This is a genomic window from Streptomyces glaucosporus (genome assembly GCF_039533345.1).
GTDB lineage: Bacteria > Actinomycetota > Actinomycetes > Streptomycetales > Streptomycetaceae > Streptomyces > Streptomyces glaucosporus.
The window spans coordinates 24,811-51,035 of record NZ_BAAATJ010000009.1; the positions used below are offsets into that span (position 1 = coordinate 24,811).

The window sequence follows — 26,225 nt, forward strand, 5'->3', positions numbered from 1 at the left end:
TCCCTCGGGTCAGGAGCCCTGCGGCTGCCGCGCCGCGTTCGTGCTCAGCCGCGGTCCGGTCGGCAGGAAGCCCGACCAGGTGGCGGGCACCGGTACGGGCCGGACGCCGTCGTAGCCGAGCCGGAGCTGCGCCAGGTTGCCCGCCTGGGCGGCCTCCTGGGCGTCCTTCTTCTTGCCGTCCGTTCCGATCCCGGACTCGTCCTGGCCGCTGTCGGTGTTCGCCTGCACCGCGTAGCGCAGGCCGGTGTCGGTCACCAGGAAGACGCCGCCGGAGCCGGTGTCCCGGCCCTTGACCTGCCGGAAGAGCAGCCCCGAGCCGGGGGTGACGTACGTGTTGGTGGCGCCGCTGGGGAGGACGGCGGGGTAGTCGTCGGCGGCCCAGGTGCTGAGCGTGGTGGTGCCCCTCTTCTCGTCCACGTCACGCAGTACGTTGCACAGGGTGTTCCGGCCGCTGTCGGCCGTGTTGACCGGCCGTGCCTCCCGCTCGGGCCACCTCAGGTCGCCGCCGTAGGGGGTGCCCTCGGTCCGGATGGCGCCGGCGCTGACGTCCATGGGCTTCCCCTGCTGTCCGAGCGGGGTGGCCTCCGGGGCGTTCAGCAGGAGTTTGGCCATGAAGTCGGTGACCGGCCGCACCGCGTTCTCGAGGACGACGTAGTGCTGGAGGCCGGTGCCGGAGGGCGCGCGCAGCACCATGCCGATCCGGTTGGCGTCGGGGTCCAGGTTCCCGGGGGCGCCGGCCGGGGCGCCGATGTTCTCGATGCCCTGCGGGAATTGGATCTCGTCGCCCTTCTTGAGGGTCCTCAGCCAGTCCTCGGTGACCTGCTGCGGCCGGGTGTCGCCGACGACGGTGCGCAGCAGCGTGTCGTCCGCGGCGATCTCGTAGGCGGTGCCCCGGGCGTCGACGATGTGGAGCCCGTCGCCGGCGCGTACGTACATCACGTCGCCGCCGCGCAGGCGGTTCTTCCCCTCGACCCTGTCCTTGTCCCGGTCGGCGAGGACGAAGACGGCCTTCTGCGCGCCGTCGTCGCCGGGGCGGGTGCACACGGCCCAGCGCTTGGCCTTCGTCGCCTCGGCCCTCTCGGGCAGCCGGTCGGGGGCGTAGGGGATGCCGATGGTGGCCCCGTGCGGGATCTTCCCGCTGTCCAGGATCTTCTCGTCGACCTCGACGATCCCGAACTTGCTGGGGTCGAGGAGGAGTTTGGCGGAGGCCAGGTTGAGCACCGGGTGGAGCTGCTTCTTGCCCTTGGTCTCCAGGACGACGTAGCGCGTGGTGGACTTGCTGCCGATGATGACCTTCTCGCCGGGGTTGTCCCAGCCCTTGGGGGCCTTGGGCTTGAACATGCCCCAGGCTCCGAAGCCCGCCAGGATCACGGCTCCGACGACGAGTCCGGGAAGCACCGCCCGCAGCGGGCGCGGCGCTCCCTCCTCGGTGCCGGTCGGCGAGGGTTGCAGGAATGCCGATACCAGCCGCTTCTTCGCGAAGGTGTAGGCGTTGAGCTCGTCCCGCCGTGATGCCATGTCTGGATGCTTCTCCCCACTGGTCGGCCCGGCGTCCCCGGAAAGATGCGGGGCACCGCCACGGGTGCCGATGGTCGGACCGGCCCCTACTATGCCCGTTGGTGTTCGCCCTCCGCTGCTCCGGTAGGGTGATCGCCCGACCCAACGCCCTTGGAAGCCGGGGCGATTACGGACACAAGGGGATTTGCAGGGGATGGGGACCGCCACGCGGGCCCGGACCGCCACGTCCGTGCCCGACAATCCGGCGCCGGACGGCGCACGTCCCGCGTCCGCGCGGTCGCGGGCGGCGCGTACGGTCGTGCTCCGCGCGGAGGCGCGCCACCGCGGGCTGGGGCCGCTGCGGCTACGGCACTTCGTGGTGCTGGAGGTGGCCGCCGCGGGAGTGCTGGGAGCGGCCGCCGTCGACCGGATCCTCGTGATCCCCGCGGCCGTGGTCGCCGTCCTCCTGGTGCTGGTCTCGGTGGTGCGCAGACGCGGCCGACCGTTCCTGGAGTGGCTGGGCACCGTCATGGAGCTGCGCCGCCGCAGGCGGCGGGCGGCCTCCGAGGTGCTGCCGCCGGACACCGATCCCGGTCTCGCTCCCGCCGTCGAGTGCGACCCGGCCCTGCGCAGCCTGTCCTACACCGACCGCGACCGGCGCGGCATCGGCATGGTCGGGGACGGCACGTTCCTGACGGCCGTGCTGCGCGTCGAGCCGCGGGCCGCGGCCCTGCGCTCCGGTCCCGCGGAGCGTCCGCTGCCGCTGCGGCTGCTGGCCGACGTCCTGGAGGTGGACGGCATCCGGCTGGAGTCGGTGCAGGCCGTGCAGTACACCCAGCCCGCGCCCGCTCCGCACCTGCCCGCGCAGTCGGTGGCCGCCACGAGTTACGGCCCCCTGCAGGCGGCGTGCGGCGCTCCGGCCGTGCGGCTGACCTGGGTCGCGCTCAAGCTGGACCCCGAGCTGTGCCGGGAGGCGGTCCAGGCGCGCGGTGACGGCGTCGAGGGCGCGCAGCGGTGCCTGGTGCGGGCCGCGGACCACCTGGCGAGCAGGCTGGCCGGGGCGGGTTTCCGGGCCACGCTGCTGTCGGAGCAGGAGCTGGTCACGGCGCTCGCCACCTCGGCCGGGGCCAGCCCGATGGCCACGGCGCGGGCCGGGCGGCCCGACGCCCCGCCCGCACGGCGTACCGAGGAGAAGGCGCGTGCCTGGCGGTGCGACGACCGCTGGCACACCACGTACGGGGTGTCCCGCTGGCCCGAGTTCGGGCCCGGCGCCGCCTCGCTGCCGTCGCTGGTGGCGCGGTTGACGGGGCTGCGCGCGCTGGCCACGACGTTCAGCCTGACCCTGAGCCGGGGCGAGCGCCGCTCCGTGGCGGTGCGCGGCCACGTACGGATCACCGCGCGCAGCGACGGCGAGCTGGTCGCCGCCCGGCACACGCTGGAGCGGCTGTCGCGCGAGAGCCGGCTCGGGCTCGCCCGGCTGGACCGCGAGCAGGTACCCGGAGTGCTGGCCACGCTGCCGCTGGGAGGGACGCGCTGATGCCCGGTTCCACGGATTCCGTCCGCACCTCCCCGCGGCTCCGGCTGGGGTTCGGGCTGCGCGGTCCCCGGACGCCCCGTCAGGTGCTGCCCCTCGAACAGGTGGACGCGCTCGCCCTGCCGCTCGGGGACGACGGCGTGGTGGCCGGCGTGGACGTGCAGGAGCGTCCGGCGGTGCTCGGCCTGCACCGTCCGGTCCCGTACGACGTCGTGCTGGTCGGCGGTCTGTGGACGGCTCAGGTGCTGGCGCTGCGCGCGGCCGGCACCGGGGCGCGGGTGGCCGTCGAGACCGGCCGCCCCCAGGTGTGGACGGGCCTGGCCCGGGCCGCGGGCGGCGACCAGCAGTGCATGACGCTCCACGAGGTCGGCCGGGTGCCTCCGCTGGGCGCGACGGCCGTCTCGCCGGTGGTGGTGATCCGGGACTGCGGCATGAAGCCGCCGCGCGGCCGGGTCTCCTCGGGTCCCTGGCAGTCGGTGCTGACGCTGCTGCCCTATCTGAGCCCGGCGGCGCCCCGGCTGCTCCGGGGTGCCTCGCTCGCCGGCATCCAGCAGGTCTCGCCGGAGGAGGCGCGGCAGGTCGGGCGGATCCTCTCGCTCACCCAGCAGGAGACGGAGGCGCTGTCCACCCTCGCCGACGGCGTGACGCTGTGGTGCGCGGGACGGGACCGGCAGTTCGTGCTGACCCGGCCCACCGACGCGGAGCTGGGCCTGCTGGGCGCGGCCCGGCGGCTGGACTGATCCGGGACGGACCTCCCGCAACCGGCCGCCGTCACCGGTCCGTTGTCCGAGTGGGACGGGACCGGCATCCCGCATCGGCGCCCGCGGCGATTAGGGTGGGCGTGCTCGCGGCAGGACAGTCCGAGGGAACCGGCCCAGGCCGTGGCGGCGGGGGGAGCCGGTCGTCCGCGTACGGACGGTCCGCGCGGCCCGACCGGGGTGCCCGACCAGATCAGCAGGAGGCATTGTGAACAGCGACCGGGACGAGATCCGCGTCGACGGGATCGCACCCGGCGACGACCTGCCCGAGGACGACACCGACGCCACGGGCGAGTTCACCATCGACTACACACCGCCTGCCTGGTACACGCGGAACGCCGATTCCGCGGCGCAGTCGCCGACGGCCGCCGACGGGGCGTCCGGCGGGAGCGACACGGGGGCGGGCGCCGCCGCGCCGCCGGCGTTCCCCGTGCCCCCGCCTGTTCCCCCGGCCGTGCCCGCGTCCGGTGTTCCTGACGGGGACGGCGGGCGGACGGACGAGGACCTCCGGGGCGGCCCGGGGGAAGGCCTCGGGGACGGGGCCGTCGACAGCGGCGCCACCATGCGTTTCTCCGCCGCCGCGCTGCGCCGGGAGATCGCCGAGCGGGAAGCCTCCGCGGAGTCGCCGGAGGGCGGGAGCGGCGCGTCCGGTTCCGCACCGCCGAACGAGGCCGGGAAGTCCGACGAGAGCGGGGGGACCGGAGGGACCGCGCAGACCGCTCAGGCCGGGGAGGCCGGGGAGGCCGGGGCGACCGACGGGCCCGGGGAGCAGGCAGACGGCGAGTCGCGGAGTTCGGGGCCGCGGTCCCCCGCCCCGTCCGCGCCCGACCAGGCCGCGCCCCAGGGCGGTTACGGCTTCCCGCAGCCGCCCGCACAGCCTCACACGGCACCGGTCCAGCCCCCGGCGGCACCGCAGCCGCCCGCGCAGCCCCACGCAGGACCGTCCCAGCCCCTCCCCCCGGCGTGGCAGCCCGCGCCGGAGGGCGGTGCTCCCGCGGGGCTGCCGCCGCTGCCCCCGCACTTCCGGCCCGCCACCCCTCCGGCCGGGACACCGGCACCGGCTGCGGACCGGCCCGGTGGCCCGGAGCAGCCTCCAGCCCCGTCCGCGCCCCAGGGCGGTTACGGCTTGCCGCAGCCGCCCGCACAGCCTCACACGGCACCGGCCCAGCCCCCGGCGGCACCGCAGCCGCCCGCGCAGCCCCACGCAGGACCGTCCCAGCCCCTCCCCCCGGCGCCCGACCAGGCCGCGTCCCAGGGCGGCTACGGCTTCCCCCAGGCCCAGCCGCAGCCGCAGGGCGGGATGCCCATGCCGCCCCCCTCGGACGCCCCGGCCCCGGTCGGCCCGGCGGCGCCGCAGGGCGGTTACGGCTTCCCGCAGCCGCCCGCACAGCCCCACACGGCACCGGCCCAGCCCCCGGCGGCACCGCAGCCGCCCGCGCAGCCCCACGCAGGACCGTCCCAGCCCCTCCCCCCGGCCGCCCCGCAGCCGCCCGTGCAGCCGCAGGACCCCCGTGCCGGCACCGCCTGGCCCGCCGATCCGCGGCAGCAGCCGCCGGCCCAGCCCGGCACGCTGGGGTACACCGCGTCGGTCGAGCTGTCCTCCGACCGCCTGCTGAACCAGAAGAAGAAGCCCCGTCCGCAGAGCAGCCGCGGCGGCGGCTCCCGGTTCCGCATCGGCGCCAAGAAGGAGGAGGCCGAGCGGCAGCGCAAGCTGGAACTCATCCGCACGCCCGTGCTGTCCTGCTACCGCATCGCGGTGATCAGCCTCAAGGGCGGTGTCGGCAAGACGACGACCACCACGGCGCTCGGCGCGACGCTCGCCAGCGAGCGGCAGGACAAGGTCATCGCGATCGACGCCAACCCGGACGCGGGCACGCTCGGGCGCCGGGTGCGGCGCGAGACGGGTGCGACGATCCGCGACCTGGTGACGGCGATCCCGTACCTCCACAGCTACATGGACATCCGCCGGTTCACCTCGCAGGCGCCCTCCGGTCTGGAGATCCTCGCCAACGACGTGGACCCGGAGATCTCCACGACCTTCGACGACGAGGACTACCGCCGCGTCATCGACGTGCTGGGCAGGCAGTACCCGATCATCCTCACCGACTCGGGCACCGGTCTGCTCTACAGCGCGATGCGCGGAGTCCTCGACCTGGCCGACCAGCTGATCGTCATCTCCACCCCCTCCGTGGACGGCGCCAGCAGCGCCAGCACGACGCTGGACTGGCTCTCCGCCCACGGCTACGGAGCCCTGGTGCAGCGCAGCATCACGGTCATCTCCGGGGTCCGCGAGACCGGGAAGATGATCAAGGTGGACGACATCGTGGCGCACTTCAAGACGCGCTGCCGCGAGGTGGTGGTCGTCCCCTTCGACGAGCACCTGGCGGCCGGCGCCGAGCTGGACCTGGACATGATGCGTCCCAAGACGCGGGAGGCGTACTTCAACCTCGCCGCGCTGGTGGCCGAGGACTTCGCGCGCCACCAGCAGGAGCAGGGCCTGTGGTCGCCCGGCGGCAACCCGCCGCACGTGGCGCCTCCGATGCCCGGCCTGCCGCAGCCCGGGCAGCCCCATGCCGGCGGCGCCGCGCCGCAGGCGCCGTATCCGCCGCAGCCCGGGCAGCCGTACGCGCAGCCCCAGCCGGGCCACCCCGGGCAGTCCCAGCCCGGTGCCCCGCAGGGCTGGCAGCCCGGCGCGACGGCACCGCCCGTGCCCGGGCAGCAGTGGCAGCAGACGCCTCCGGAACAGTGGCAGCAGCAGCCGCAGACACCTCCGGAACAGTGGCAGCAGCCGGAGCGGTGAGGACGCCGGACGGCGGTCCCACGACATGAGACGGCCCGCCGTCCCCGGTGCGCGACCGGGGACGGCGGGCCGTCCAAAAACCTGGGCCGGGCCTGTCAGGCCAGCAGTTCCTTCGCCACCCGCACGTCCTCGGCCATCCGCTCCAGCAGTTCGTCGAGAGTGGCGAACTTCTCCTGGCCGCGGATGTAGGCGAGGAAGTCCACGGCGACGTGGAGCCCGTACAGGTCGAGGTCCACACGGTCGATGGCGTACGCCTCCACCGTCCGCTCGGTGCCGTCGAACTGCGGGTTGGTGCCGACGGAGATCGCGGCGGGCATCGACTCGCCCTCCACGACCAGCCATCCGGCGTAGACGCCGTCCGCGGGGATCGCGGTGTGCGGCAGGGTCTCGACGTTCGCCGTCGGGTAGCCCAGCTCGCGCCCGCGCTGCGCGCCGCGGACGACCACGCCCTCCACCCGGTGCGGGCGGCCCAGCACTTCCGCGGCGCCGGCCATGTCGCCCCCGGCGACCAGCCGCCGGACGAGGGTGGAGGAGAACGGCTCCCCGCCGCCCGCCTCCCCGCGGACGAACAGGTCGACGACCATCACGTCGTAGTCGTACGTCCCGCCCAGTTCCGCCAGGGTTTCCACGGTGCCGGCGGCCCGGTGGCCGAAGCGGAAGTTGGGGCCCTCCACGACCGTGCGGGCGTGGAGCTTGTCGACCAGCACCTTCACCACGAACTCGGCCGGCGAGAGCCTGGAGAACTCCTCGGTGAAGGGGAGGACCAGGACCGCGTCCACCCCCAGCCCGGCCATCAGCTCGGCGCGCCGGTGGTGCGGGGCGAGCAGCGGCGGGTGGCTGCCGGGACGCACCACCTCGCTCGGGTGCGGGTCGAAGGTGACGACGACGGCGGGCACCCCCAGCTCGCGGGCGCGTTCCACCGTCCTGCCGATGATCACCTGGTGCCCGCGGTGCACCCCGTCGTAGGAGCCGATGGTGACGACGCTGCGCCCCCAGTCCTCGGGGATGTCCTCCAAGCCACGCCAGCGCTGCACAGTGCCCGCTCCTCGCCGAGATACCAGTCGGAAATAACCAGTCGGATGCTGCCGGTCCAAGGGTGCCATGGCGCCCCCGGTGCTTCGCACGGGCCCCGCGCCCGTCCGGGTTCGGAGGTCCCCCGGGCCGGCCGGACCGCCCCGGGAGCGCACGGGAAATTCAAAGCGCCCCGTGTGCGCCGCGTTTCACCCCGAGCGCCCGGTCCGCCGGGTGAGTACGGGACCTTCCGTGGATAGGGAGGTAGGTGCGCACAGGAGGGGGATCGTGGGGCGGGCGCCCTCGGGGTGCCCGTCCCACGGTGCGCCGGCGGCGGGCCGCCGCGCGCGTTACCCCTCCTCGTCCACACGGCCGTCCCGGGAGTTCCGGGAGCGGTCTCAGGCGAACACGGCCAGGCTCTTGGCCCTGCCCTTGTGCTCCTCGACCAGGGCGACGAAGCGGTCGCCGGGCCCGAAGGCGGCGACCGGCCCGGACGGGGTGGGCGGCATGGCGATCCGCACGCCGTTCGCCAGCAGCCCTGCCTGCCGCTCGTCCACGTCCCAGCGGGGGAAGGCCGCCGCCGCGGCCTCGCCCAGGGGTGTGACCGTCAGCGACTCCTGGTGCTGTTCCAGGGTGCGCGCCGAGTCCAGGCCGTAAGGGCCCACACGGGTGCGGCGCAGCGCGGTGAGGTGGCCGCCGACGCCCAGAGCGGCTCCCAGGTCGCGGGCGAGCGCCCGGACGTAGGTGCCGGAGGAGCACACGACCGAGACCAGCAGGTCGGTCACGGGGGTGCCGTCCCCGGCGGTCTCCTCGCGCACGTCGTGCACGAGGAAGGAGGAGACGGTCACCGGCCGGGCGGCCAGTTCGACCTCCTCTCCCCCGCGCACCCGGGCGTATGCCCGCTTGCCGTCGATCTTGACGGCGCTGACCTTGGAGGGGACCTGGAGGATGTCGCCGGTCAGCTTGGCGACCTGTTCGTCGATCGCCTCGCGCGGGATGCCGGCGGCCGGGGTGGAGGAGGTGGTCTCGCCCTCCGCGTCGTCGGTGACCGTGTTCTGGCCGAGCCGGACGGTTCCGACGTACTCCTTCTCGGTCAGCGCCAGGTAGCCCAGCAGCTTGGTCGCCCTCTCGACGCCCAGGACGAGGACGCCCGTGGCCATCGGGTCCAGCGTGCCCGCGTGCCCGACCCGGCGGGTGCGGGCGATGCCGCGCATCTTGGCGACGACGTCGTGGGAGGTGAACCCGGCGGGCTTGTCGACGATGACGAGCCCGCCCGGTCCCTGGTTGCCTGTGCGTGCCACGGGTCAGGAGCCCTCGCCGTCCGTGCCGCCGTCCGCCTCGCCGTCCGGCTCCTCGTCCTCGTCGCGGACGGGCTTGCGGTACGGGTCGGCGTCGCCCGCGTACGTGGCGTTCGAGGACACCTGGCGCACCTGGGCGTCCGAGGCCCTGGCCTTCGCCAGCAGGTCGTCGATGGTCCGGGCGTTCTCCGGGAGCGCGTCCGGCACGAACGTCAGCGTCGGCGTGAAACGCACACCGGTCTGCCGCCCCACCTCCGAGCGGAGGACGCCCTTGGCGCTCTCCAGGGCCGCGGCGGAGGACGCCCGCTCCTCGTCGTCCCCGTAGACCGTGTAGAAGACGGTCGCCTCCCGCAGGTCGCCGGTGACCCGGGTGTCGGTGATCGTCACATAGCCGAGCCGCGGGTCCTTGATCCGCCGCTGGAGGGTCTCCGCGACCACGACCCGGATGCGGTCAGCGAGTTTGCGTGCCCGCGCGGTGTCGGTCATGTGTTTGCTTCTTTCTGTTTCGGATGCCTTCGTTCGGGTGCACTAGTCGTCCTCGCCGTGGAAACGCCGCCGCACGGACAGCAGCTCCACCTCCGGGCGCGCGGCCACCAGCCGCTCGCACCGGTCGAGCACGTCCGTGACGTGCCCCGCGTCACCGGAGACCACCGCCAGGCCGATCAGCGCCCTGCGGTGGATGTTCTGGTCCCCGACCTCCGCGACGCTCACCGCGTACTTGCGCTGCAGCTCCGCGACGATCGGGCGGACGATCGACCGCTTCTCCTTCAACGACCGTACGTCGCCGAGCAGCAGGTCGAAGGAGAGTGTGCCTACGTACATACGATGCGGGTCCAGCCGACCCGTGAGGCCTCGTGATGTGGAACCCCGCCGGCTCCCGGCGGGACACGAGAACCGTACACGCACCGGTCCTCGTCGATCTCGTGAATAACGGCCGGGAGCCTCCCGCCGGGGCGGGAGGCTCCGTGGCCGTCACCGGTGGGCCCACCGGTGGGTGTCAGGCGCGGGGCTTCTCCCGCATCTCGTACGTCGCGATGACGTCGTCGACCTTGATGTCGTTGAAGTTCCCGAGGTTGATACCGCCCTCGAAGCCTTCGCGGATCTCGGTGACGTCGTCCTTGAAGCGACGCAGGCCCTCGATGGTGAGGTTCTCCGCGACGACCTTGCCGTCGCGGATGACGCGCGCCTTGCTGTTCCGCCTGACCTCGCCGGAGCGGATGATGACACCCGCGATGTTGCCGAGCTTGGACGAGCGGAAGACCTCGCGGATCTCCGCGGTGCCCAGCTCGACCTCCTCGTACTCCGGCTTGAGCATGCCCTTGAGGGCCGCCTCGATCTCCTCGATCGCCTGGTAGATGACCGAGTAGTACCGGACGTCCACGCCCTCGCGCTCGGCCTTCTGCGTGGCACGCCCCTCGGCGCGCACGTTGAAGCCGATGACGATGGCGTCGGAACCCGTGGCCAGGTCGATGTCGGTCTCGGTGACCGCACCGACACCGCGGTGCAGGACGCGCAGGTCCACGTCCTCGCCGACGTCGAGCTGGAGCAGCGAGGACTCCAGGGCCTCGACCGAACCGGACGCGTCGCCCTTGATGATGAGGTTGAGCTGACGCACCTCGCCCGCCTTGAGCACCTTGTCCAGGTCCTCGAGGGACACCCGGCGGGTGCGCTTGGCGAACGCGGCGTTCCGCTCGCGGGCGGCGCGCTTCTCGGCGATCTGGCGGGCCGTACGGTCCTCGTCGACCACCAGGAAGTTGTCGCCGGCGCCCGGGACGCTGGTCAGACCCAGCACCTGGACCGGGGTCGACGGACCCGCCTCCTGGAGGTTCTCGCCGCGGTCGTCGAGCATCGCCCGGACACGGCCGTACGCGTCGCCGACGACCATCGTGTCGCCCACGTGCAGCGTGCCGCGCTGGACCAGGACCGTGGCCACGGCGCCGCGGCCGCGGTCGAGGTGGGCCTCGATCGCGATGCCCTGGGCGTCCTGGTCCGGGTTGGCCCGCAGGTCGAGGGCGGCGTCCGCCGTGAGGATCACGGCCTCCAGCAGCTGGTCGATGTTCAGACCCTGCTTGGCGGAGATGTCGACGAACATGGTGTCGCCGCCGTACTCCTCGGCCACCAGGCCGTACTCGGTGAGCTGGCCGCGCACCTTGGTCGGGTCCGCGCCCTCGACGTCGATCTTGTTGACCGCGACCACGATCGGCACGTCGGCCGCCTTGGCGTGGTTCAGCGCCTCGACCGTCTGGGGCATCACACCGTCGTTGGCCGCCACCACGAGGATCGCGATGTCGGTCGACTTCGCACCGCGGGCACGCATGGCGGTGAACGCCTCGTGACCCGGGGTGTCGATGAAGGTGATCTTGCGGTCCTCGCCGTTGACCTCGGTGGCGACCTGGTACGCACCGATGTGCTGGGTGATGCCGCCGGCCTCGCCCTCGATGACGTTGGTCTTCCGGATCGCGTCCAGCAGACGCGTCTTTCCGTGGTCGACGTGACCCATGACGGTCACCACCGGCGGACGCGGCGCCAGGGCCTCGTCACCGCCCTCGTCCTCGCCGAACTCGATGTCGAAGGACTCGAGCAGCTCGCGGTCCTCCTCCTCCGGGCTGACGATCTGGACGGTGTAGTTCATCTCCTCGCCGAGGAGCTGAAGCGTCTCGTCGGAGACCGACTGGGTCGCGGTGACCATCTCGCCCAGGTTGAACATCACCTGGACCAGCGACGCCGGGTTGGCGTTGATCTTCTCCGCGAAGTCGGTGAGCGACGCACCGCGCGACAGCCGGACGACCTCGCCCTTGCCGCGCGGCAGCATCACGCCGCCGATGGACGGGGCCTGCATGGCCTCGTACTCCTGGCGCCGCTGCCGCTTCGACTTGCGGCCACGGCGCGCCGGGCCACCGGGACGGCCGAACGCGCCCTGGGTGCCGCCGCGGCCACCGGGACCGCCGGGACGGCCGCCGAAGCCGGGACGGCCGGCGAAACCGCCGCCACCGCCGCCGCCACCGGGACGGCCGGCGAAACCGCCGCCACCGCCGCCGGGACGTCCGGCACCGCCCGGACGGCCGGCGAAGCCGCCGCCGCCGGGACGTCCGGCACCGCCCGGACGGCCTGCGCCGCCGGGACCGCGGCCACCGGGACCCGGACGCGGGCCCGCGGCGGGACGCTGCGGCATCATGCCCGGGTTGGGGCGGGGACCGCCCGGACGCGGGCCCGCCGCACCGCCCTGCGGACGCGGCATGTTGCCCGGGCTGGGACGGGAACCGCCCGGAGCCTGAGGCCTGGGACCTCCGGGAGCCTGCGGCCGGGGACCGGCCTGGCCTGCGCCGCCGGGACGCGGGGCGCCGCCCGGCCGGGGCGCCTGCGGGCGCGCCATGCCGGTGGAGCCGCCGGAGGTGAAGGGGTTGTTGCCCGGACGCGGTCCGGCCGGACGGGCGCCCGGCTTGGGAGCGCCGGGACGGGGCGCGGCCTGGCCGCGGCCGCCCTGGCCACCCTGACCGGCCGGCGCCGGACGGGCGCCCGGCTTGGGGGCACCCGGACGGGGCGCGCCGGGAGCGGCCGGCGGCGCGGTGAACTCCGGCTTCCCCGGAGCCGCGGGCTGCGCGGGACCCGGCTTGCCCGGGGTGGGCCGCTGCTGCCCGGGGGTGGGGGCGCTCTTCGCCGGTCCCGGGGTCGGGGCGTTCTTCGGGGGCGCGCTCTTGGCCGTGTCGGCCGTGGGCGCCGGGGCCGCCGGCCTGGGCGCGGCGGGCTTGGGGGCGCCCGGCTTGGGCGCAGCCGCGCCCGGCTTGGGGGCGCCCGGCTTGGGGGGTGCCGCCTTGCGCGGCGCGGCGGGCTTGGCGGCGGACTTCTTGGCGCCTCCCGCGCCGTTGCCCGCGTCCAAAGCGTCAGTCAGTTTGCGTACGACCGGCGCCTCGATGGTCGAGGACGCCGAACGGACGAATTCACCGAGTTCTTGGAGCTTGGCCATGACGACCTTGCTTTCGACTCCAAGCTCCTTGGCGAGCTCGTATACCCGGACCTTAGCCACTTCGCTCCTTACGGTCCGGGGGGATCGTCCGCCGGACCTTCGCTACTTCATGGGCGTACTCATCGCGTACTCATCGAGTGCTCATCGCAATCTCGACCTACTTCCAACTCGCGAGGTACCTGTCCCGCACGGGATGCCGTGCGGGCCGTTTGTGCTGGCTTGCTGTCTTACGGTGTTGCCCGCGGCACTGCCTGCTGCAGCTCCGCGGTATCGAGCGTCCCCGGGGCCCGGAAGGCCCTCTGGAACGCCCGGCGGCGGACCGCCAGGTCGACACAGGTCGGTGTGGGGTGCAGATAAGCACCCCGGCCGGGCAGCGTACCGCGCCGGTCGGGCACACATCGACCCTCGACCAACACCACACGCAGCAAGGCGCTCTTGTCCGACCGTTCCCGGCAGCCCACGCAGGTGCGTTCAGGGCGTGCGCGGGCACGTGTCCGGCCAGACACTGTCTAGTCTACCTCCTGGCGCCGATTACGCCGTTGGTGGGGGACGGAAGGTGGTCGGCACCCGGCTCCGTGCCGGTCACCGCTCACCACTCTGCTCGGTGTCGGGGCGGATGTCGATCCGCCAGCCGGTCAGCCGGGCGGCGAGCCGGGCGTTCTGCCCCTCCTTGCCGATCGCCAGCGAGAGCTGGTAGTCGGGCACGGTCACGCGGGCCGACCGGGCGGCGGCGTCGACGATGTCGACCCTGCTCACCCGGGCCGGGGAGAGGGCGTTGGCCACCATCTCGGCCGGGTCGTCCGACCAGTCCACGATGTCGATTTTCTCACCGTTGAGCTCGGCCATGACATTGCGCACCCGGCCGCCCATCGGGCCGATGCACGCGCCCTTGGCGTTCAGGCCCGACCGGGTGGACCGCACCGCGATCTTGGTGCGGTGCCCGGCCTCGCGGGCGATGGCGGCGATCTCCACCGAGCCGTCGGCGATCTCCGGCACCTCCAGGGCGAAGAGCTTCTTCACCAGGTTGGGGTGGGTGCGCGAGAGCGTGACCGACGGGCCGCGGACGCCCTTGGCGACCCGGACGACGTAGCTGCGCAGCCGGGTGCCGTGGGAGTAGTCCTCGCCCGGCACCTGCTCCTGCGGAGGCAGGATCGCCTCCAGCTTGCCGATGTCGACGAGGACGCTGCGCGGGTCCTTCCCCTGCTGGACGACCCCGGTGACGATGTCGCCCTCGCGGCCGGCGTACTCGCCGAAGGTGACCTCCTCCTCGGCGTCCCGCAGCCGCTGGAGGATGACCTGCTTGGCGGTGGTCGCGGCGATCCGGCCGAACCCGGAGGGGGTGTCGTCGAACTCGCGCGGCTCGGCGCCCTCCGGAAGGTCGTCCGCGTCCTCCTTGGCCCACACCGTCACGTGCCCGGTCTCGCGGTCCAGCTCCACACGGGCCTGCCGGCGGCTGCCCTCGGTGCGGTGGTAGGCGATCAGGAGAGCGGCCTCGATCGCCTCCACCAGCAGATCGAAGGAGATCTCCTTCTCCCTCACCAGGCCCCGCAGGGCACTCATGTCGATGTCCACGGCTACGCCTCCTCCTGGCTCTCGTCGTCAGAGGCCGCAGCCTGACGTGCCTTCCCGGCCTTCTCGGCGGCCTTGCGGTTGAACTCGATCTCCACCCGGGCCCTGGCGATCTCCGTGAAGGCGATCCTGCGGGTGGTGGGCTTGCGTCCCTTGACGCCGGGCACCTCCACCTCCACGCCGTCGTCGTCCGCGCCGAGGATCCGGGCGACCAGCTCGCCGCCGCCCGCCTCCTCGGTCAGCTGGGCCTTGACCAGCCTGCCGACGGCGCGGCGGTAGTGCCGCGGCTCGGTCAGCGGACGGTCGGTGCCGGGGGAGGTCACCTCCAGGACGTAGGGGGCGCCGCCCATCACGTCGGTCTCGTCCAGCGCCTCCGAGGCCGCGCGGCTCAGCTCGGCGCAGGTGTCGAGCTGGACGCCCTCGTCGGAATCCACCACAACGCGCAGGACGCGCCTCCGCCCCGCCGGGGTCACGGTGACCTCTTCCAGATCGAGGCCCCTGGTGGTGACGAGCGGCTCCAGCAGTACTCGCAGCCTCTCGCTCTGGGTGGTGCTCATCCGGGTGACTCCTCGGCCGCGTGTGCTGTTGTGGGAAACATCCTGTCCTGGGGGTACGGGGGTCAAGCCTATCGTCTGCGGCGGGTCCCGCCGACCAGACGATCACCGGACGCTCCGCCGGGCGGCCGTCCCCCGGCCGGGGCACGCGCGGGGCACGGCCGTGCCCCGTCTCGGGGGACGGTACGAACACGGGTACGCTCGCAGGGCGGTGATCGCCGCCGTCCCCGCGCACCACCGAACCACCTCCCCAGGGAGCGCCCGTGCCGATCGACCCGCGTCCGCGCCGGAGGAGCCTGCTCGCCACCGGGGTGACGGGCGCCGCCGCGCTGGTCCTCACCGGATGCTCCGGCGGCGACCGGGAGACCGCCGAACGCGCCTCCCGAGCACAGCGGCTGCGGCGCAGGGCGGCCCGCGACAGCGCCGACCTGCTGGACCGCTACGACCGCACCATCGCCGCGCACCCCTCGCTCGCCGAGCGGCTGGAGCCGCTGCGGGCGGACGTGGCGCGGCACGTGAAGGCCCTCGGCGGCCCGGCGTCCCCCGGCCCCGGGGGCCGGACGAGCCCCGGTTCCCCGGCCGGCCCCGAAACCGCCCGGGACGGCGGGACCGGCACGGCCGTACCGGGGGACGCCGGGCGCGCGCTGACCGCGCTGGCGGACGCCGAGCGCGCGGCGGCCGACGCCCGCACCCGGGCGCTCCTCGACGCCCCGCCGGAGCTGGCGCGGCTGCTGGCGTCCGTCGCGGCGGCGGGAGCGGTCCACGCGTACCTGCTCACGAACGGCGAGTGATGACCCGAACGACGACCCCGGCCTCCACCCCGGCCAGGACCTCCGCCCCGTCCGCCGCCACCGGTTCCGGCGGCGGCGCGCTCGCGGCGGTCCAGGCCGCGCTCGCCGCCGAGCACGCCGCCGTCTACGGCTACGGCGTGGTCGGCGGGCGGATCTCCGAGGACCGGCGTGCCGAGGCGCGCCAGGCCCATGACGCGCACCGCGCGCGCCGTGACGCCCTGCGGCGCACGGTCCGGAGGCTGGGGGGCGAGCCGGCGGCCGCCGCCGCGGCCTACGCCCTGCCGTTCGCCGTTCCGGACGGCCCGGCCGCGGTGCGGCTCGCCGCGGAGCTGGAGGAGCGGCTGGCCGCCGTCTACGCCGATCTGGTGCGGGCGAGCGAGGGCGACCTGCGGCGGGAGGCGGCGGGCGCGCTGCGGGAAGCGGCGGTCCGCGCGGTGCGGTGGCGCGGCACGGGCGTACCCTTCCCTGGGCTCGCCGAACGCGCCGCGTCGGCGTCCCCGGAGACCTTCTGACCCCACGGAAAGGCACGGGCCCGGGCACATGGCACCCGCTCCGCACGTCGAACCCCCGCAGCGACTGGTGCGCTCCCTGGGCGCGGACTCCCCCTGGCTGGCCGAACTCCCGGAGCTGGTGCGGGAGTCGATGACGCGCTGGGACCTGACGGTCGAGCGGGTGGTCGCCCCCGGCGGCCGCGGCAGCCTGGTCCTCCTGGTGCGCCGGGCGGACGGCGCCCCGGCGGCGCTGAAGCTGTGCGCGGCGGGCGCCGGGGCGGAGGCCGCGGCCCTGGCCCGCTGGGACGGGCACGGTGCGGTGCGGCTGCTGGACGCGGCGCCGGAGACGGGCGCGCTGCTGCTGGAGCGGCTGCACGCGGAGATCTCGCTGCGCTCCCTGCCCGAGGCGAAGGCCAATCTGGAGGCGGTCTCGGCGCTGCGGCGGCTGTGGGTGCCCCCGGCCCCTCCCGGCGCCGCGCACCCCTTCACGACCGTGGCCGAGCACACCGCCCGGGCCGTGGACAGGATCCGCGAGCACATCCCAAAGGAGGCCCGGCCGCTGGCCGGGGAGGCGCTGGAGCTGCGTTCGGCGCTTCTCGCCGACGCCACGGAGGAACTGCTGCTGCACGGCGACTTCCGGCAGGGCGCGGTGCTCTCGGCGGACCCGGGGCGCGCCCACTGGCTGGCGATCGGACCGGAGCCGCTGGTGGGCGAGCGTGCCTACGACCTGGCCCGGCTGGTCCGCGACCGGCTGCACGACCTGGGGGCCACTTCCGGCGCCGCCTCCCTCACCCGGCGCAGGGTGCGCAAGCTGGCGGACTCCCTGGAGGTGGACCGCGACCGGCTGCGCGGCTGGTGCCTGTACCGGGCGGTGGAGTCGGCCTCCCGGCAGATCGCCGCCGGGAACCGCGCGGACGGCGAGATGCTGCTGGAGTTCGCCGGCTGGCTGTGACCCGGTGCGTCCGGCGGCCGGGCCGCCGGACGCACCGGGGACGGCGGGGCGGGGCGCCCCGCCCCGGGCTCAGCTGCGGCGGGCGAGCCGCTCCACCGCCTCGTCCACCGGAACCTCCTCGCGCTCGCCGGTGCGCCGGTCCTTCAGCTCCACCAGCCCCTTGGCGGCGCCCCGGCCCACCACCAGGATCCGCGGCACGCCGATCAGCTCCGCGTCGGTGAACTTCACACCGGGCGACACGCCCGCCCGGTCGTCCACCAGGACGCGCACGCCGGCGGCGGCCAGCCGGTCCGCCAGTTCCAGGGCCAGCTCGGTCTGGGCGCCCTTGCCGGCCGCGACGAGGTGGACGTCCGCCGGGGCGACCTCGCGCGGCCAGCACAGGCCCTTGTCGTCGGCCGTCTGCTCGGCGAGCGCGGCCACCGCGCGCGACACCCCGATGCCGTAGGAGCCCATGGTGACGCGGACGGGCTTGCCGTCCCGCCCCAGCACGTCCAGCCCGAAGGCGTCGGCGTACTTGCGGCCGAGCTGGAAGATGTGGCCGATCTCGATGGCCCGGTCCAGCTTCAGCCCGGCGCCGCAGGACGGGCAGGGGTCGCCCGGCTCGACGGTGACCACGTCCAGGTACTCGTCGACCTCGAAGTCCCGGCCGCACACCACGTTGCGGGCGTGGGTGTCGGGCTTGTTGGCGCCGGTGATCCAGGAGGTGCCGGGGGCCACCCGCGGATCGGCGATGTAGCGGAAGGCGGCGCCCGCCAGCCCCTGCGGGCCGACGTAGCCGCGCACCAGGGCGGGGCGGCCGGTGAAGTCCTCGGCGGTGACCAGTTCGACGGTGGCGGGCGCCAGGTGCTCCGCGAGCTTGCCCAGGTCGACCTCGCGGTCGCCGGGGACGCCGACGGCGGTGATCTCGCCGTCCACCTTGACCAGGAGGTTCTTCAGGGTGGCGGAGGCGGGTACGCCCAGGTGCTCGGCCAGGGTCTCGATGGTGGGCGTGCCGGGGGTGTCCAGTTCCTCCACCGGCGGGTGGCCCATGGGGTCGGCGGGCTTGAGGGGGAAGGTGACGGCCTCGGTGTTGGCGGCGTAGCCGCAGGAGGGGCAGTCGGCGAAGGTGTCCTCGCCCGCGGCGGCCGGGGCGAGGAACTCCTCCGAGGCCGAGCCGCCCATCGCGCCCGAGACGGCGGAGACGATCCGGTGCTCCAGCCCGAGCCGGGCGAAGATCCGCACGTACGCCTCGCGGTGCAGCCGGTAGGACTCGGCCAGGTCCTCGTCGGAGACGTCGAACGAGTAGGAATCCTTCATCAGGAACTCCCGGCCCCGCAGGATGCCCGAGCGCGGGCGGGCCTCGTCCCGGTACTTGGTCTGGATCTGGTAGAGCATCACCGGCAGGTCCTTGTAGGACGTGCACTGGTCCCTGACGACCTGGGTGAAGATCTCCTCGTGGGTGGGGCCGAGCAGGTAGTCGGCGCCCTTGCGGTCCTTCAGCCGGAACAGCAGGTCCCCGTACTCCTCCCAGCGTCCGGAGGTCTCGTAGGGCTCCTTGGGCAGCAGGGCCGGGAGCAGGACCTCCTGGGCGCCGATGGCGTCCATCTCCTCGCGGACGATCCGGGTGACGTTCTCCAGCACCTGCTTGCCCAGCGGGAGCCAGGTCCAGATCCCGGCGGCGGTGCGGCGGACGTAGCCGGCCCGGACCAGGAGCCGGTGGCTGAGGGTCTCGGCGTCGGCAGGGTCCTCGCGCAGCGTCTTCACCATCAGACGGGACATGCGCTGGACACGGGCTGCCATGGGGTCTCTCCTGCGGGGTTGTGCGGACTGCGACCCTCCGGAGGGTACCCGCGCCGCCGCGGCGGCGCCGCACCCGTCGCCCCGTCGCCGTCCGCGGGCCCGGGCACCGGGCTCCCGGCCGGGCGGCCTCACCGCCGCAGCGGCAGCGTCGCCCCCATCACCGCGTACGGGCTCGGGGCGCTGGGGAACAGCACGCGGCGGGCCAGGTCGCGGTAGCCCAGGGAGCGGTAGAGGGCGCGGGCCGGGCTCTCGGTGTCGATCGCGGAGAGGATGGAGCGCGGCTCCCGGGCCTCGTCGGTGATCCTGGTGATCAGCTCCCGGCCGATGCCGCGCTTCTGGTGGGCGGGGTGGACGTGCAGCTCCGTGACGGCGAAGACGTCGTCGAGCCAGTCGGCGTGCCCGGCCCGCCGCAGGTAGGGCTCGACGACGGTGGACCACCACTGCGCGCGGTCGTTGGGCATGCCGTAGACGAAGCCGACCAGCCGCCCGTCCGGCGTGGTGGCGCCCAGGGCGCGGGCTCCGGGGGAGGCCAGGTGCCGCAGCACGATGTGGCGGCGCACGTTGACCTCTTCGTCGGTCAGTCCGAAGGCGAGCGCCTGCACGGCGAGCGCCTCGTCCACCCGGGCGGCGAGGTCCAGGGGACCGACCACGACGTCTTCCATGGTCATCGACCCTACTGGAGAGTGCCGGAACAGTCACCGGACGCCCGCGGGGCGGCCGTGCCGGGCGGCCCGGGGCTCAGAACAGCACGCTCATGAACGCCCCGACCTCGCGGAAGCCCACCCTCCGGTACGCCGCGCGGGCCGGGGTGTTGTAGTCGTTGACGTAGAGGCTGACGACCGGGGAGACCTCGGCCAGCGCGTAGCGCAGCACCGCAGCCATGCCGGTGACGGAGAGGCCCTCGCCGCGGCGTTCGGGGGCGACCCACACGCCCTGGATCTGGCACACCTGCGGGGTGACGGCGCCGATCTCGGCCTTGAAGACCACCCTGCCGTCCTCGATCCGGGCGAAGGACCGGCCCGCGCCGACCAGTTCGGCGACCCGGGCCTGGTAGACCAGCCCGCCGTCCCCGGCCAGCGGCGAGACGCCGACCTCCTCGGTGAACATCGCCACGCAGGCGGGCATCAGCACGTCCATCTCGTCCTTGCGGACGCGGCGCACGTAGGGGTCGGGCCGTATGTCCTCGGGCATGCGGTCGGTGGCCATCAGCGGCTGGTGGGCGCGGACCTCGCGGGCCGGTCCCCAGTGCGGCTCCAGGTGGGCCCACAGGGCGGCGGTGGGCCCGGCGGGGCCGACGATGGACGAGCAGCGGCGGCCCTGCCGGCGGGCCCGCTCGGCGAAGGCGCGCACCGCGTCCGGGCCGGCGCAGACGGGCACGAGGTTGGCCCCGGAGTAGCACAGGGCCTCCAGCCGTCCGCGGTGGTACCAGCCCCACATCTCGCCGCCGAGCCGCCAGGGGTCCAGTCCGGAAACCCGGACGCGGGCGGCGACGAAGGCGTTGTCGACGGGCTCTCGGTCGAGCACCGCGAGGGCGTTCTCGAGCTCGTGGGGCTCGACGACTCGGGTGGTCGTGGTCGTCAACACGTGGGATGCCTCACCGTGCGGCCCGGAGGGGTGTGCGGATGGGATGTCCCGCACTGTACCTCCAGGCCGCCGCGGGAGCGCACGTCAGCTAACGGAGACCTGGGGCGGACCGGAGAGCGTGCCGTTCTTCTCCATCTCCTCGGCGATCTTCATGGCCTCGTCGATGAGGGTCTCGACGATCTTGGACTCGGGCACGGTCTTGATGACCTCGCCCTTGACGAAGATCTGGCCCTTGCCGTTGCCGGAGGCGACGCCCAGGTCGGCCTCGCGGGCCTCGCCGGGGCCGTTGACGACGCAGCCCATGACGGCCACGCGCAGCGGGACCTCCATGCCCTGCAGGCCGGCGGTGACCTCGTCGGCGAGCTTGTAGACGTCCACCTGGGCACGGCCGCAGGAGGGGCAGGAGACGATCTCCAGCCGGCGCTGCCGCAGGCCGAGGGACTCCAGGATCTGGAGGCCGACCTTGACCTCCTCCACCGGGGGCGCCGACAGCGAGACGCGGATGGTGTCGCCGATGCCCTCGCTGAGCAGGGCGCCGAAGGCCACGGCGGACTTGATGGTGCCCTGGAAGGCCGGACCGGCCTCGGTGACGCCCAGGTGGAGGGGGTAGTCGCACCTCTCGGCGAGCATCCGGTAGGCGTTGATCATCACGACCGGGTCGTTGTGCTTGACCGAGATCTTGATGTCGCGGAAGCCGTGCTCCTCGAACAGGGAGCACTCCCACAGCGCGGACTCCACCAGGGCCTCGGGGGTGGCCTTGCCGTACTTGGCCAGCAGCCGCTTGTCCAGGGAGCCGGCGTTGACGCCGATGCGGATGGGGATGCCCGCGTCGGAGGCCGCCTTGGCGATCTCCTTGACCTTGTCGTCGAACTGCCGGATGTTGCCGGGGTTGACCCGGACGGCGGCGCAGCCGGCGTCGATGGCCGCGAAGACGTACTTGGGCTGGAAGTGGATGTCCGCGATCACCGGGATCTGGGACTTCTTCGCGATGGCCGGCAGGGCGTCGGCGTCGTCCTGGGACGGGCAGGCCACGCGGACGATCTCGCAGCCGGCGGCGGTCAGTTCGGCGATCTGCTGGAGGGTGGCGCCGATGTCCGCCGTGACGGTCGTGGTCATCGACTGCACGGACACCGGGGCGTCGCCTCCGACGGCCACGGAACCCACCTGGATCTTCCGGCTCACCCGCCGGTCGGCCAGCTTCGTCGGTACGGACGGCATTCCGAGCGAAATCGCTGTCATTGTGGTGTGCAACCCCAAGCTGTGGTTCGAGGGCCCCGTTCGGCCGCGGGCTCCGGCCTCTGAGATTACGGTACGCCGGATGCGCCGGGCACACCCCGGTCCGCCGTACGCGGCCGGGAGGGGCGGCGCGGGCGGCGGACACGCGGCCGGCACGCCGCGGCGGCCGGACGACGTGCGTCCGGCCGCCGCCCGGCGTCCCTCCTGCCGGCCGCCGGTCAGCCGGTGAGGCGCACCGGGTTGACGATGTCGGCGATGAGCACCAGCAGCGTGAAGCAGACGAAGATGCCCGCCACCACGTACGCCACCGGCATCAGCTTCGCCACGTCGAACGGTCCGGGGTCGGGGCGGCGCAGGAGCTTGGCGAAGCCCCGGCGCACCGACTCCCACAGGGCGCCCGCGATGTGGCCGCCGTCCAGCGGCAGCAGGGGCAGCATGTTGAACAGGAACAGCGACAGGTTGAAGCCCGCCACCAGGAAGAGCATCACCGCCACCCGCTGCTCCGCCGGGATCTCCAGGGCGAAGACCTCGCCGCCGACCCGGGCCGCGCCCACCACGCCCATCGGGGAGTCCTGTTCGCGCTCGGCGCCGGCGAAGGCGGCGTTCCACAGGCCCGGGATCTTCTCCGGCAGCCCGATCAGGGCCTCGACGCCGCTGATCATCATGTCGCCCATGCGGTCGACGGCCTGCGGGAAGGACTGCTCGACGACGCCGGTGGCCGGGGAGAAGCCGAGGAAGCCCGTGGTGACGTACTCGCCCTCGACGTAGCCGCCGCGTCCGTCGGACTTGGCGACCTGGTTCTCCACCAGGTTCGCGTGGAGGACCCGGCGCTCGCCGTCGCGCTCGACGGTGATGGTGGCCGGGCCGACCGTGCCGCGGATGCGCTGCTGGAGGTCGCCCCACTCGGTGACCTCCGCCCCGTCGAAGGCCACGATGGTGTCGCCCGGCTTCAGGCCGGCCGCCTTGGCCGGGGAGTCGGGGGCGTCCTTCGGGCAGGTGTCGGTCCGTTCGGAGGCCTTGATCACGCAGTCGGAGACGGTGGCGACGGTGGTGGTCTGGGTGCTGATGCCGAAGGTCATCAGCGTGGCGAGGAAGATCGCCACGGCCAGCACCAGGTTCATGAAGGGCCCGGCGAACATCACGATCACGCGCTTCCAGGGTTTGCGCGTGTAGAACAGCCGCTTCTCGTCGCCCGGCTGGAGCTCCTCGAAGGCCGCCGCGCGGGCGTCCTCGATCATGCCCCGGAAGGGGGAGGTGGAGCGCTGCCGGACGGCGCCGTCCTCGCCGGGCGGGAACATGCCGATCATGCGGATGTAGCCGCCGAGCGGAACGGCCTTGATGCCGTACTCCGTCTCGCCCACCCTCTTCGACCAGAGGGTGGGGCCGAAGCCGACCATGTACTGCGGCACGCGGATGCCGAACATCTTGGCCGTCGACAGGTGGCCCAGCTCGTGCCAGGCGATGGAGAACAGCAGGCCGACGACGAAGACGACTATGCCGAGGATGGTCATCACCGTCGTCATGCGCGTACCTCCGCTGTCGTACGGGCCGCCAGTTCGCGGGCGCGGGCGCGGGCCCAGTCCTCGGCGTCGAGGACCTCGTCGAGGGACAGGCCGGTTCCCTTCGGGGCGCCGTGTTCGGCGACCACCGCCGCGACCGTATCCACTATGCCGTTGAACGGCAGCCTGCCGGAGAGGAACGCCTCGACGCACTCCTCGTTGGCGGCGTTGAACACCGCCGGGGCGGTGCCGCCGAGCTCGCCGACGTGGCAGGCCAGCGCCACGGACGGGAAGGCCTTCTCGTCCAGGGGGAAGAACTCCCAGCTCATCGCCTTGGACCAGTCGAAGACGGGGCCCGCGTCGGGCACCCGGTGCGGCCAGCCGAGGCCGAGCGCGATGGGCAGCCGCATGTCGGGCGGGCCGCACTGGGCGAGCGTGGAGCCGTCGGTGAACTCCACCATCGAGTGAATGTAGGACTGCGGGTGGACGACGACCTCGATGCGGTCGAAGGGGATGTCGTACAGCAGGTGCGCCTCGATGACCTCCAGGCCCTTGTTGACCAGGGTCGCCGAGTTGACGGTGATCACCGGGCCCATGGCCCAGGTGGGGTGGGCCAGGGCGTCCTCGGGCGTGACGTCCTCGAGTTCCTCCCGGGTGCGTCCCCGGAAGGGGCCGCCGGAGGCGGTAACCAGCAGCTTGCGGACCTCAGCCCGGGTGCCGCCCATCAGCGCCTGGAACAGCGCCGAGTGCTCGGAGTCGACGGGGACGATCTGGCCGGGCTCCGCCAGGGCCTTCACCAGCGGCCCGCCGACGATCAGCGACTCCTTGTTGGCCAGGGCCAGGACGCGCCCGGCCTCCAGGGCGGCCAGCGTGGGGCGCAGCCCGATGGAGCCGGTGATGCCGTTGAGGACGGTGTGGCACTCGGACGCGGCCAGCTCGGTGGCCGCGTCCGGTCCGGCCAGCACCTCGGGCAGGGGCTCCCCGGCCCCGTACCGCGCGCGCAGGGCCTCGCGCAGCTCGTCCGCCTTGTCCGCGCGGGACACCGCGACGGTGCGGACCCCCAGCCGGTGCGCCTGCTCGGCCAGCAGTTCCACCCGTCCGCCCGCGGCGGAGAGTCCGGTCACGCGGAAGCGGTCGGGGTTGCCGAGCACCACGTCGACGGCCTGGGTGCCGATCGATCCGGTGGACCCCAGGATCACGATGTCGCGCGGTCCGTCGGCGGTGGTGTCGGCGGTGCCGGCCGGCCGGCGCAGGTGCGGGTCGGCGAGGGGAGCGGGACTGTCGGTCATTCCCCCATTGTGTCCGGTCCGCGGGACGGGCCGGACACCGCGTCGCACCGCGCCCCCGGGGCGTCACCCGGTGCGCAGCTCCTCCACCGACGTGGCGGGACGCAGGAGCAGCAGCCCGACGCCGGTGGCGGCCAGCGCGAGGGCCAGCACGCCCAGGCCCTGGAGGGCCAGGTCGCCGAACGGGACGGGGACGGCGCGCACGACGTCGGGCACCTCGACGAGGCGGCTGTACTTCTCGAAGTTCTCGGCGCACAGGGCGGGGTCCGCGTCGCAGGTCTGCGCCTGGCCCCCGAACTCCTTCACCTCCGGGCCGAAGTACCCCCGGCCCATCAGGGTGCCCACGGTCATGGCCAGCAGCACGGCCGGGACCAGGGGCGCGAACGTCTGCCACAGCACCGCCCGGCCCAGCACCGCCCGGGGCACGCCGGAGGCTGTCAGGGCGGCGTGGGTGCGGCGGCGGGCGACGACGGCCTCGGCGACGGCCACCAGCATCCCGCCGACCGCGATCACCAGCGCCACGGTCACGGCCACGTCCACCAGGTCCATGGTCTCCAGGTAGAAGCTGTCCGAGCCGTACCCGCTCGTCGTCTCGCGGCCGGCCGCCTCGTCGTAGAAGCGCTGTACCTCCTGCCTCGCCTCCAGCATGGTGGCGAAGTGGGCGCGTACGGCCAGCGCTCCGGAGCCGAAGACCACGGCCACCAGCAGGGCCGCCTGGGTGCGACTGCCGTGCCAGGGGTCGGCGAGCAGCCTGCGGGCGGCCAGCAGCGGGGCGGGGCGGCGGGCGAGGCGGTGCAGCACCCGGCCGGCGGTGTGGGAGACCCAGCCGGTACCGAGGACGACGCCGAGGGCGGCGAGGAGTCCGCCTCCGAAGAGCAGGACGAACGGCAGTACGGAGAGGAAGGCGGGGTCGCCGGACCCCTCGTATCCCTCCCGGAGCATCTCGAAGGCGAAGAACGCGCCGACGCCGAGCACGATCAGGACGGCGGGCCACGGCTTCGGCGCCCCCTCCGGGCGCGTCCGCCGGGTCACGCCGAGCGGGTCCACCGTCATCCGGCGCAGCATCACCGCGGCGGCGAGGGCCGCGAGCAGCGGGAGCCCGAGCACCGCGACGGCGAGCACGGGGACGGGGGGCAGGACGTCGGTGGGGAGGCGCAGCCTGCCCTGGGCGTCCGGCCGGTGCAGCGCCTCGTGCCCGACCAGGTAGACGACGAGTCCGGCGCAGGTGCCCATCAGGCTCGCCACCCCGGTCTCGGCGGCGGCGACGGCGGTGGCCTGGCGCGGGGTGGCGCCGGCCAGCCGGATCGCGGCGAGCCGGCGGTCGCGGGCGGGGGCGCCGAGCCGGGCGCACTGCCCGGCCAAAACCAGCACCGGGACGGTGAGCAGCAGCAGGGCGGTGACCACGCCGATGTGCAGCCCGGGTTCCCGGAGGAGGGCGTTGGCGTACTGGTCGTTCAGGGGAGCGCCCGCGTCCTGCGGGGCTCCGGGGTCGGGGATGGCCAGCACGTTCAGCGCGGAGAACACCGCCAGGGCGGCGAGGAGTGCGCTGAGCGCGGTGAGCACCACCCGCAGGGTGTCGGTGCGGGTTCCGGCGAGGGCCAGTCGGAGGAGCACGGCGGGCT

The 26,225-nt window shown here is 74.0% G+C and carries 22 protein-coding genes; 6 read left to right on the forward strand and 16 right to left on the reverse strand.

Translation table 11 applies throughout. The features are described from left to right. Positions 1-9: 9 nt before the first annotated feature. A complete protein-coding gene (gene eccB, locus ABD358_RS12110; RefSeq protein WP_344630946.1) occupies positions 10-1,518 on the reverse strand; it encodes a type VII secretion protein EccB in 1,509 nt (502 codons plus the stop codon). A 193-nt stretch (positions 1,519-1,711) separates the two neighbouring features. On the opposite strand from eccB, the gene eccE reads away from it, so the two are divergent. From eccE to ABD358_RS12125, 3 genes are all read left to right on the forward strand, one after another. Then, the gene (eccE, locus tag ABD358_RS12115; protein ID WP_344630947.1) at positions 1,712-3,034 is read left to right on the forward strand and encodes a type VII secretion protein EccE; all 1,323 of its coding nucleotides are present in this window, start codon (positions 1,712-1,714) and stop codon (positions 3,032-3,034) included. Continuing rightward, the gene (locus tag ABD358_RS12120) at positions 3,034-3,771 is read left to right on the forward strand and encodes a hypothetical protein (protein WP_344630948.1); all 738 of its coding nucleotides are present in this window, start codon (positions 3,034-3,036) and stop codon (positions 3,769-3,771) included. The genes eccE and ABD358_RS12120 overlap by 1 nt, the downstream gene beginning before the upstream one ends. Before the next feature lie 226 nt (positions 3,772-3,997). Then, entirely contained in the window at positions 3,998-6,589 is a 2,592-nt protein-coding gene (locus ABD358_RS12125; RefSeq protein ID WP_344630949.1) for an SCO5717 family growth-regulating ATPase, read from the forward strand. A 95-nt stretch (positions 6,590-6,684) separates the two neighbouring features. Here ABD358_RS12125 and ABD358_RS12130 read toward each other — a convergent pair whose 3' ends face one another. The 8 genes from ABD358_RS12130 to rimP all read right to left on the reverse strand — a co-directional run bounded on the left by ABD358_RS12130 (position 6,685) and on the right by rimP (position 14,988). Then, positions 6,685-7,623 carry a bifunctional riboflavin kinase/FAD synthetase gene (locus ABD358_RS12130; RefSeq protein ID WP_344630950.1) on the reverse strand — a complete coding sequence of 313 codons (939 nt, stop codon included), beginning with the start codon at positions 7,621-7,623 and terminating at the stop codon, positions 6,685-6,687. A 375-nt stretch (positions 7,624-7,998) separates the two neighbouring features. Continuing rightward, complete coding sequence (gene truB, locus ABD358_RS12135; protein WP_344630951.1) at positions 7,999-8,901, reverse strand: tRNA pseudouridine(55) synthase TruB; 903 nt, start codon at positions 8,899-8,901, stop codon at positions 7,999-8,001. Between the two features lie 3 nt (positions 8,902-8,904). After that, positions 8,905-9,384, reverse strand: a complete 480-nt coding sequence (gene rbfA / locus ABD358_RS12140; RefSeq protein WP_344630952.1) for a 30S ribosome-binding factor RbfA — start codon at positions 9,382-9,384, stop codon at positions 8,905-8,907. Between the two features lie 42 nt (positions 9,385-9,426). Next, complete coding sequence (locus ABD358_RS12145; RefSeq protein ID WP_344630953.1) at positions 9,427-9,720, reverse strand: DUF503 domain-containing protein; 294 nt, start codon at positions 9,718-9,720, stop codon at positions 9,427-9,429. Between the two features lie 175 nt (positions 9,721-9,895). Then, positions 9,896-12,922 carry a translation initiation factor IF-2 gene (gene infB, locus ABD358_RS12150; protein ID WP_344630954.1) on the reverse strand — a complete coding sequence of 1,009 codons (3,027 nt, stop codon included), beginning with the start codon at positions 12,920-12,922 and terminating at the stop codon, positions 9,896-9,898. A 167-nt stretch (positions 12,923-13,089) separates the two neighbouring features. After that, a complete protein-coding gene (locus ABD358_RS12155; RefSeq protein WP_344630955.1) occupies positions 13,090-13,368 on the reverse strand; it encodes a YlxR family protein in 279 nt (92 codons plus the stop codon). 76 nt (positions 13,369-13,444) lie between these two features. Next, positions 13,445-14,434 (reverse strand): transcription termination factor NusA, encoded by a 990-nt coding sequence (nusA, locus tag ABD358_RS12160; protein WP_344630956.1) that lies wholly within the window; start codon positions 14,432-14,434, stop codon positions 13,445-13,447. A gap of 2 nt (positions 14,435-14,436) precedes the next feature. Further along, entirely contained in the window at positions 14,437-14,988 is a 552-nt protein-coding gene (gene rimP / locus ABD358_RS12165) for a ribosome maturation factor RimP (RefSeq protein ID WP_344630957.1), read from the reverse strand. A gap of 260 nt (positions 14,989-15,248) precedes the next feature. Between rimP and ABD358_RS12170 the strand changes: the two genes are divergently transcribed. Genes ABD358_RS12170 through ABD358_RS12180 form a run of 3 tightly spaced genes read left to right on the forward strand, consistent with a single transcriptional unit; the run spans position 15,249 to position 17,219 of the window. Further along, positions 15,249-15,776: a hypothetical protein gene (locus ABD358_RS12170; protein WP_344630958.1), complete on the forward strand. Its 528-nt coding sequence runs from the start codon at positions 15,249-15,251 to the stop codon at positions 15,774-15,776. After that, positions 15,776-16,288, forward strand: coding sequence for a ferritin-like domain-containing protein (locus ABD358_RS12175; protein ID WP_344630959.1), 513 nt, complete (start codon positions 15,776-15,778; stop codon positions 16,286-16,288). The genes ABD358_RS12170 and ABD358_RS12175 overlap by 1 nt, the downstream gene beginning before the upstream one ends. A gap of 28 nt (positions 16,289-16,316) precedes the next feature. Next, complete coding sequence (locus ABD358_RS12180; protein ID WP_344630960.1) at positions 16,317-17,219, forward strand: aminoglycoside phosphotransferase family protein; 903 nt, start codon at positions 16,317-16,319, stop codon at positions 17,217-17,219. Positions 17,220-17,288: 69 nt separating this feature from the next. Here the strand turns inward: ABD358_RS12180 and ABD358_RS12185 are convergent, their stop codons facing one another. The 7 genes from ABD358_RS12185 to ABD358_RS12215 form a co-directional block, all read right to left on the reverse strand. Next, on the reverse strand, positions 17,289-18,998 hold the full coding sequence (locus ABD358_RS12185) for a proline--tRNA ligase (protein WP_344630961.1): 1,710 nt from the start codon (positions 18,996-18,998) through the stop codon (positions 17,289-17,291). Positions 18,999-19,126: 128 nt separating this feature from the next. Next, entirely contained in the window at positions 19,127-19,660 is a 534-nt protein-coding gene (locus ABD358_RS12190) for a GNAT family N-acetyltransferase (protein ID WP_344631093.1), read from the reverse strand. A gap of 76 nt (positions 19,661-19,736) precedes the next feature. Further along, positions 19,737-20,582, reverse strand: coding sequence for a GNAT family N-acetyltransferase (locus tag ABD358_RS12195; RefSeq protein WP_344630962.1), 846 nt, complete (start codon positions 20,580-20,582; stop codon positions 19,737-19,739). Between the two features lie 84 nt (positions 20,583-20,666). Further along, entirely contained in the window at positions 20,667-21,821 is a 1,155-nt protein-coding gene (gene ispG, locus ABD358_RS12200; RefSeq protein WP_344630963.1) for a flavodoxin-dependent (E)-4-hydroxy-3-methylbut-2-enyl-diphosphate synthase, read from the reverse strand. A 215-nt stretch (positions 21,822-22,036) separates the two neighbouring features. Beyond that, positions 22,037-23,341, reverse strand: a complete 1,305-nt coding sequence (locus ABD358_RS12205) for a M50 family metallopeptidase (protein ID WP_344630964.1) — start codon at positions 23,339-23,341, stop codon at positions 22,037-22,039. Continuing rightward, complete coding sequence (gene dxr / locus ABD358_RS12210) at positions 23,338-24,606, reverse strand: 1-deoxy-D-xylulose-5-phosphate reductoisomerase (protein WP_344630965.1); 1,269 nt, start codon at positions 24,604-24,606, stop codon at positions 23,338-23,340. Before dxr ends, ABD358_RS12205 begins: the two co-directional genes overlap by 4 nt. Positions 24,607-24,669: 63 nt before the next feature. Further along, a complete protein-coding gene (locus tag ABD358_RS12215) occupies positions 24,670-26,217 on the reverse strand; it encodes an ABC transporter permease family protein (protein WP_344630966.1) in 1,548 nt (515 codons plus the stop codon). Positions 26,218-26,225: the final 8 nt, after the last annotated feature.

Excerpts from the sequence above, each read along its gene's own strand:
- eccB (WP_344630946.1), bottom strand. The coding sequence starts at position 1,518 with ATGGCATCACGGCGGGACGAGCTCAACGCCTACACCTTCGCGAAGAAG.
- eccE (WP_344630947.1), top strand. The coding sequence starts at position 1,712 with ATGGGGACCGCCACGCGGGCCCGGACCGCCACGTCCGTGCCCGACAAT.
- ABD358_RS12120 (WP_344630948.1), top strand. The coding sequence starts at position 3,034 with ATGCCCGGTTCCACGGATTCCGTCCGCACCTCCCCGCGGCTCCGGCTG.
- rbfA (WP_344630952.1), bottom strand. The coding sequence starts at position 9,384 with ATGACCGACACCGCGCGGGCACGCAAACTCGCTGACCGCATCCGGGTC.
- ABD358_RS12145 (WP_344630953.1), bottom strand. The coding sequence starts at position 9,720 with ATGTACGTAGGCACACTCTCCTTCGACCTGCTGCTCGGCGACGTACGG.
- rimP (WP_344630957.1), bottom strand. The coding sequence starts at position 14,988 with ATGAGCACCACCCAGAGCGAGAGGCTGCGAGTACTGCTGGAGCCGCTC.
- ABD358_RS12175 (WP_344630959.1), top strand. The coding sequence starts at position 15,776 with ATGACCCGAACGACGACCCCGGCCTCCACCCCGGCCAGGACCTCCGCC.
- ABD358_RS12180 (WP_344630960.1), top strand. The coding sequence starts at position 16,317 with ATGGCACCCGCTCCGCACGTCGAACCCCCGCAGCGACTGGTGCGCTCC.
- ABD358_RS12185 (WP_344630961.1), bottom strand. The coding sequence starts at position 18,998 with ATGGCAGCCCGTGTCCAGCGCATGTCCCGTCTGATGGTGAAGACGCTG.
- ABD358_RS12190 (WP_344631093.1), bottom strand. The coding sequence starts at position 19,660 with ATGGAAGACGTCGTGGTCGGTCCCCTGGACCTCGCCGCCCGGGTGGAC.
- ispG (WP_344630963.1), bottom strand. The coding sequence starts at position 21,821 with ATGACAGCGATTTCGCTCGGAATGCCGTCCGTACCGACGAAGCTGGCC.
- ABD358_RS12205 (WP_344630964.1), bottom strand. The coding sequence starts at position 23,341 with ATGACGACGGTGATGACCATCCTCGGCATAGTCGTCTTCGTCGTCGGC.
- dxr (WP_344630965.1), bottom strand. The coding sequence starts at position 24,606 with ATGACCGACAGTCCCGCTCCCCTCGCCGACCCGCACCTGCGCCGGCCG.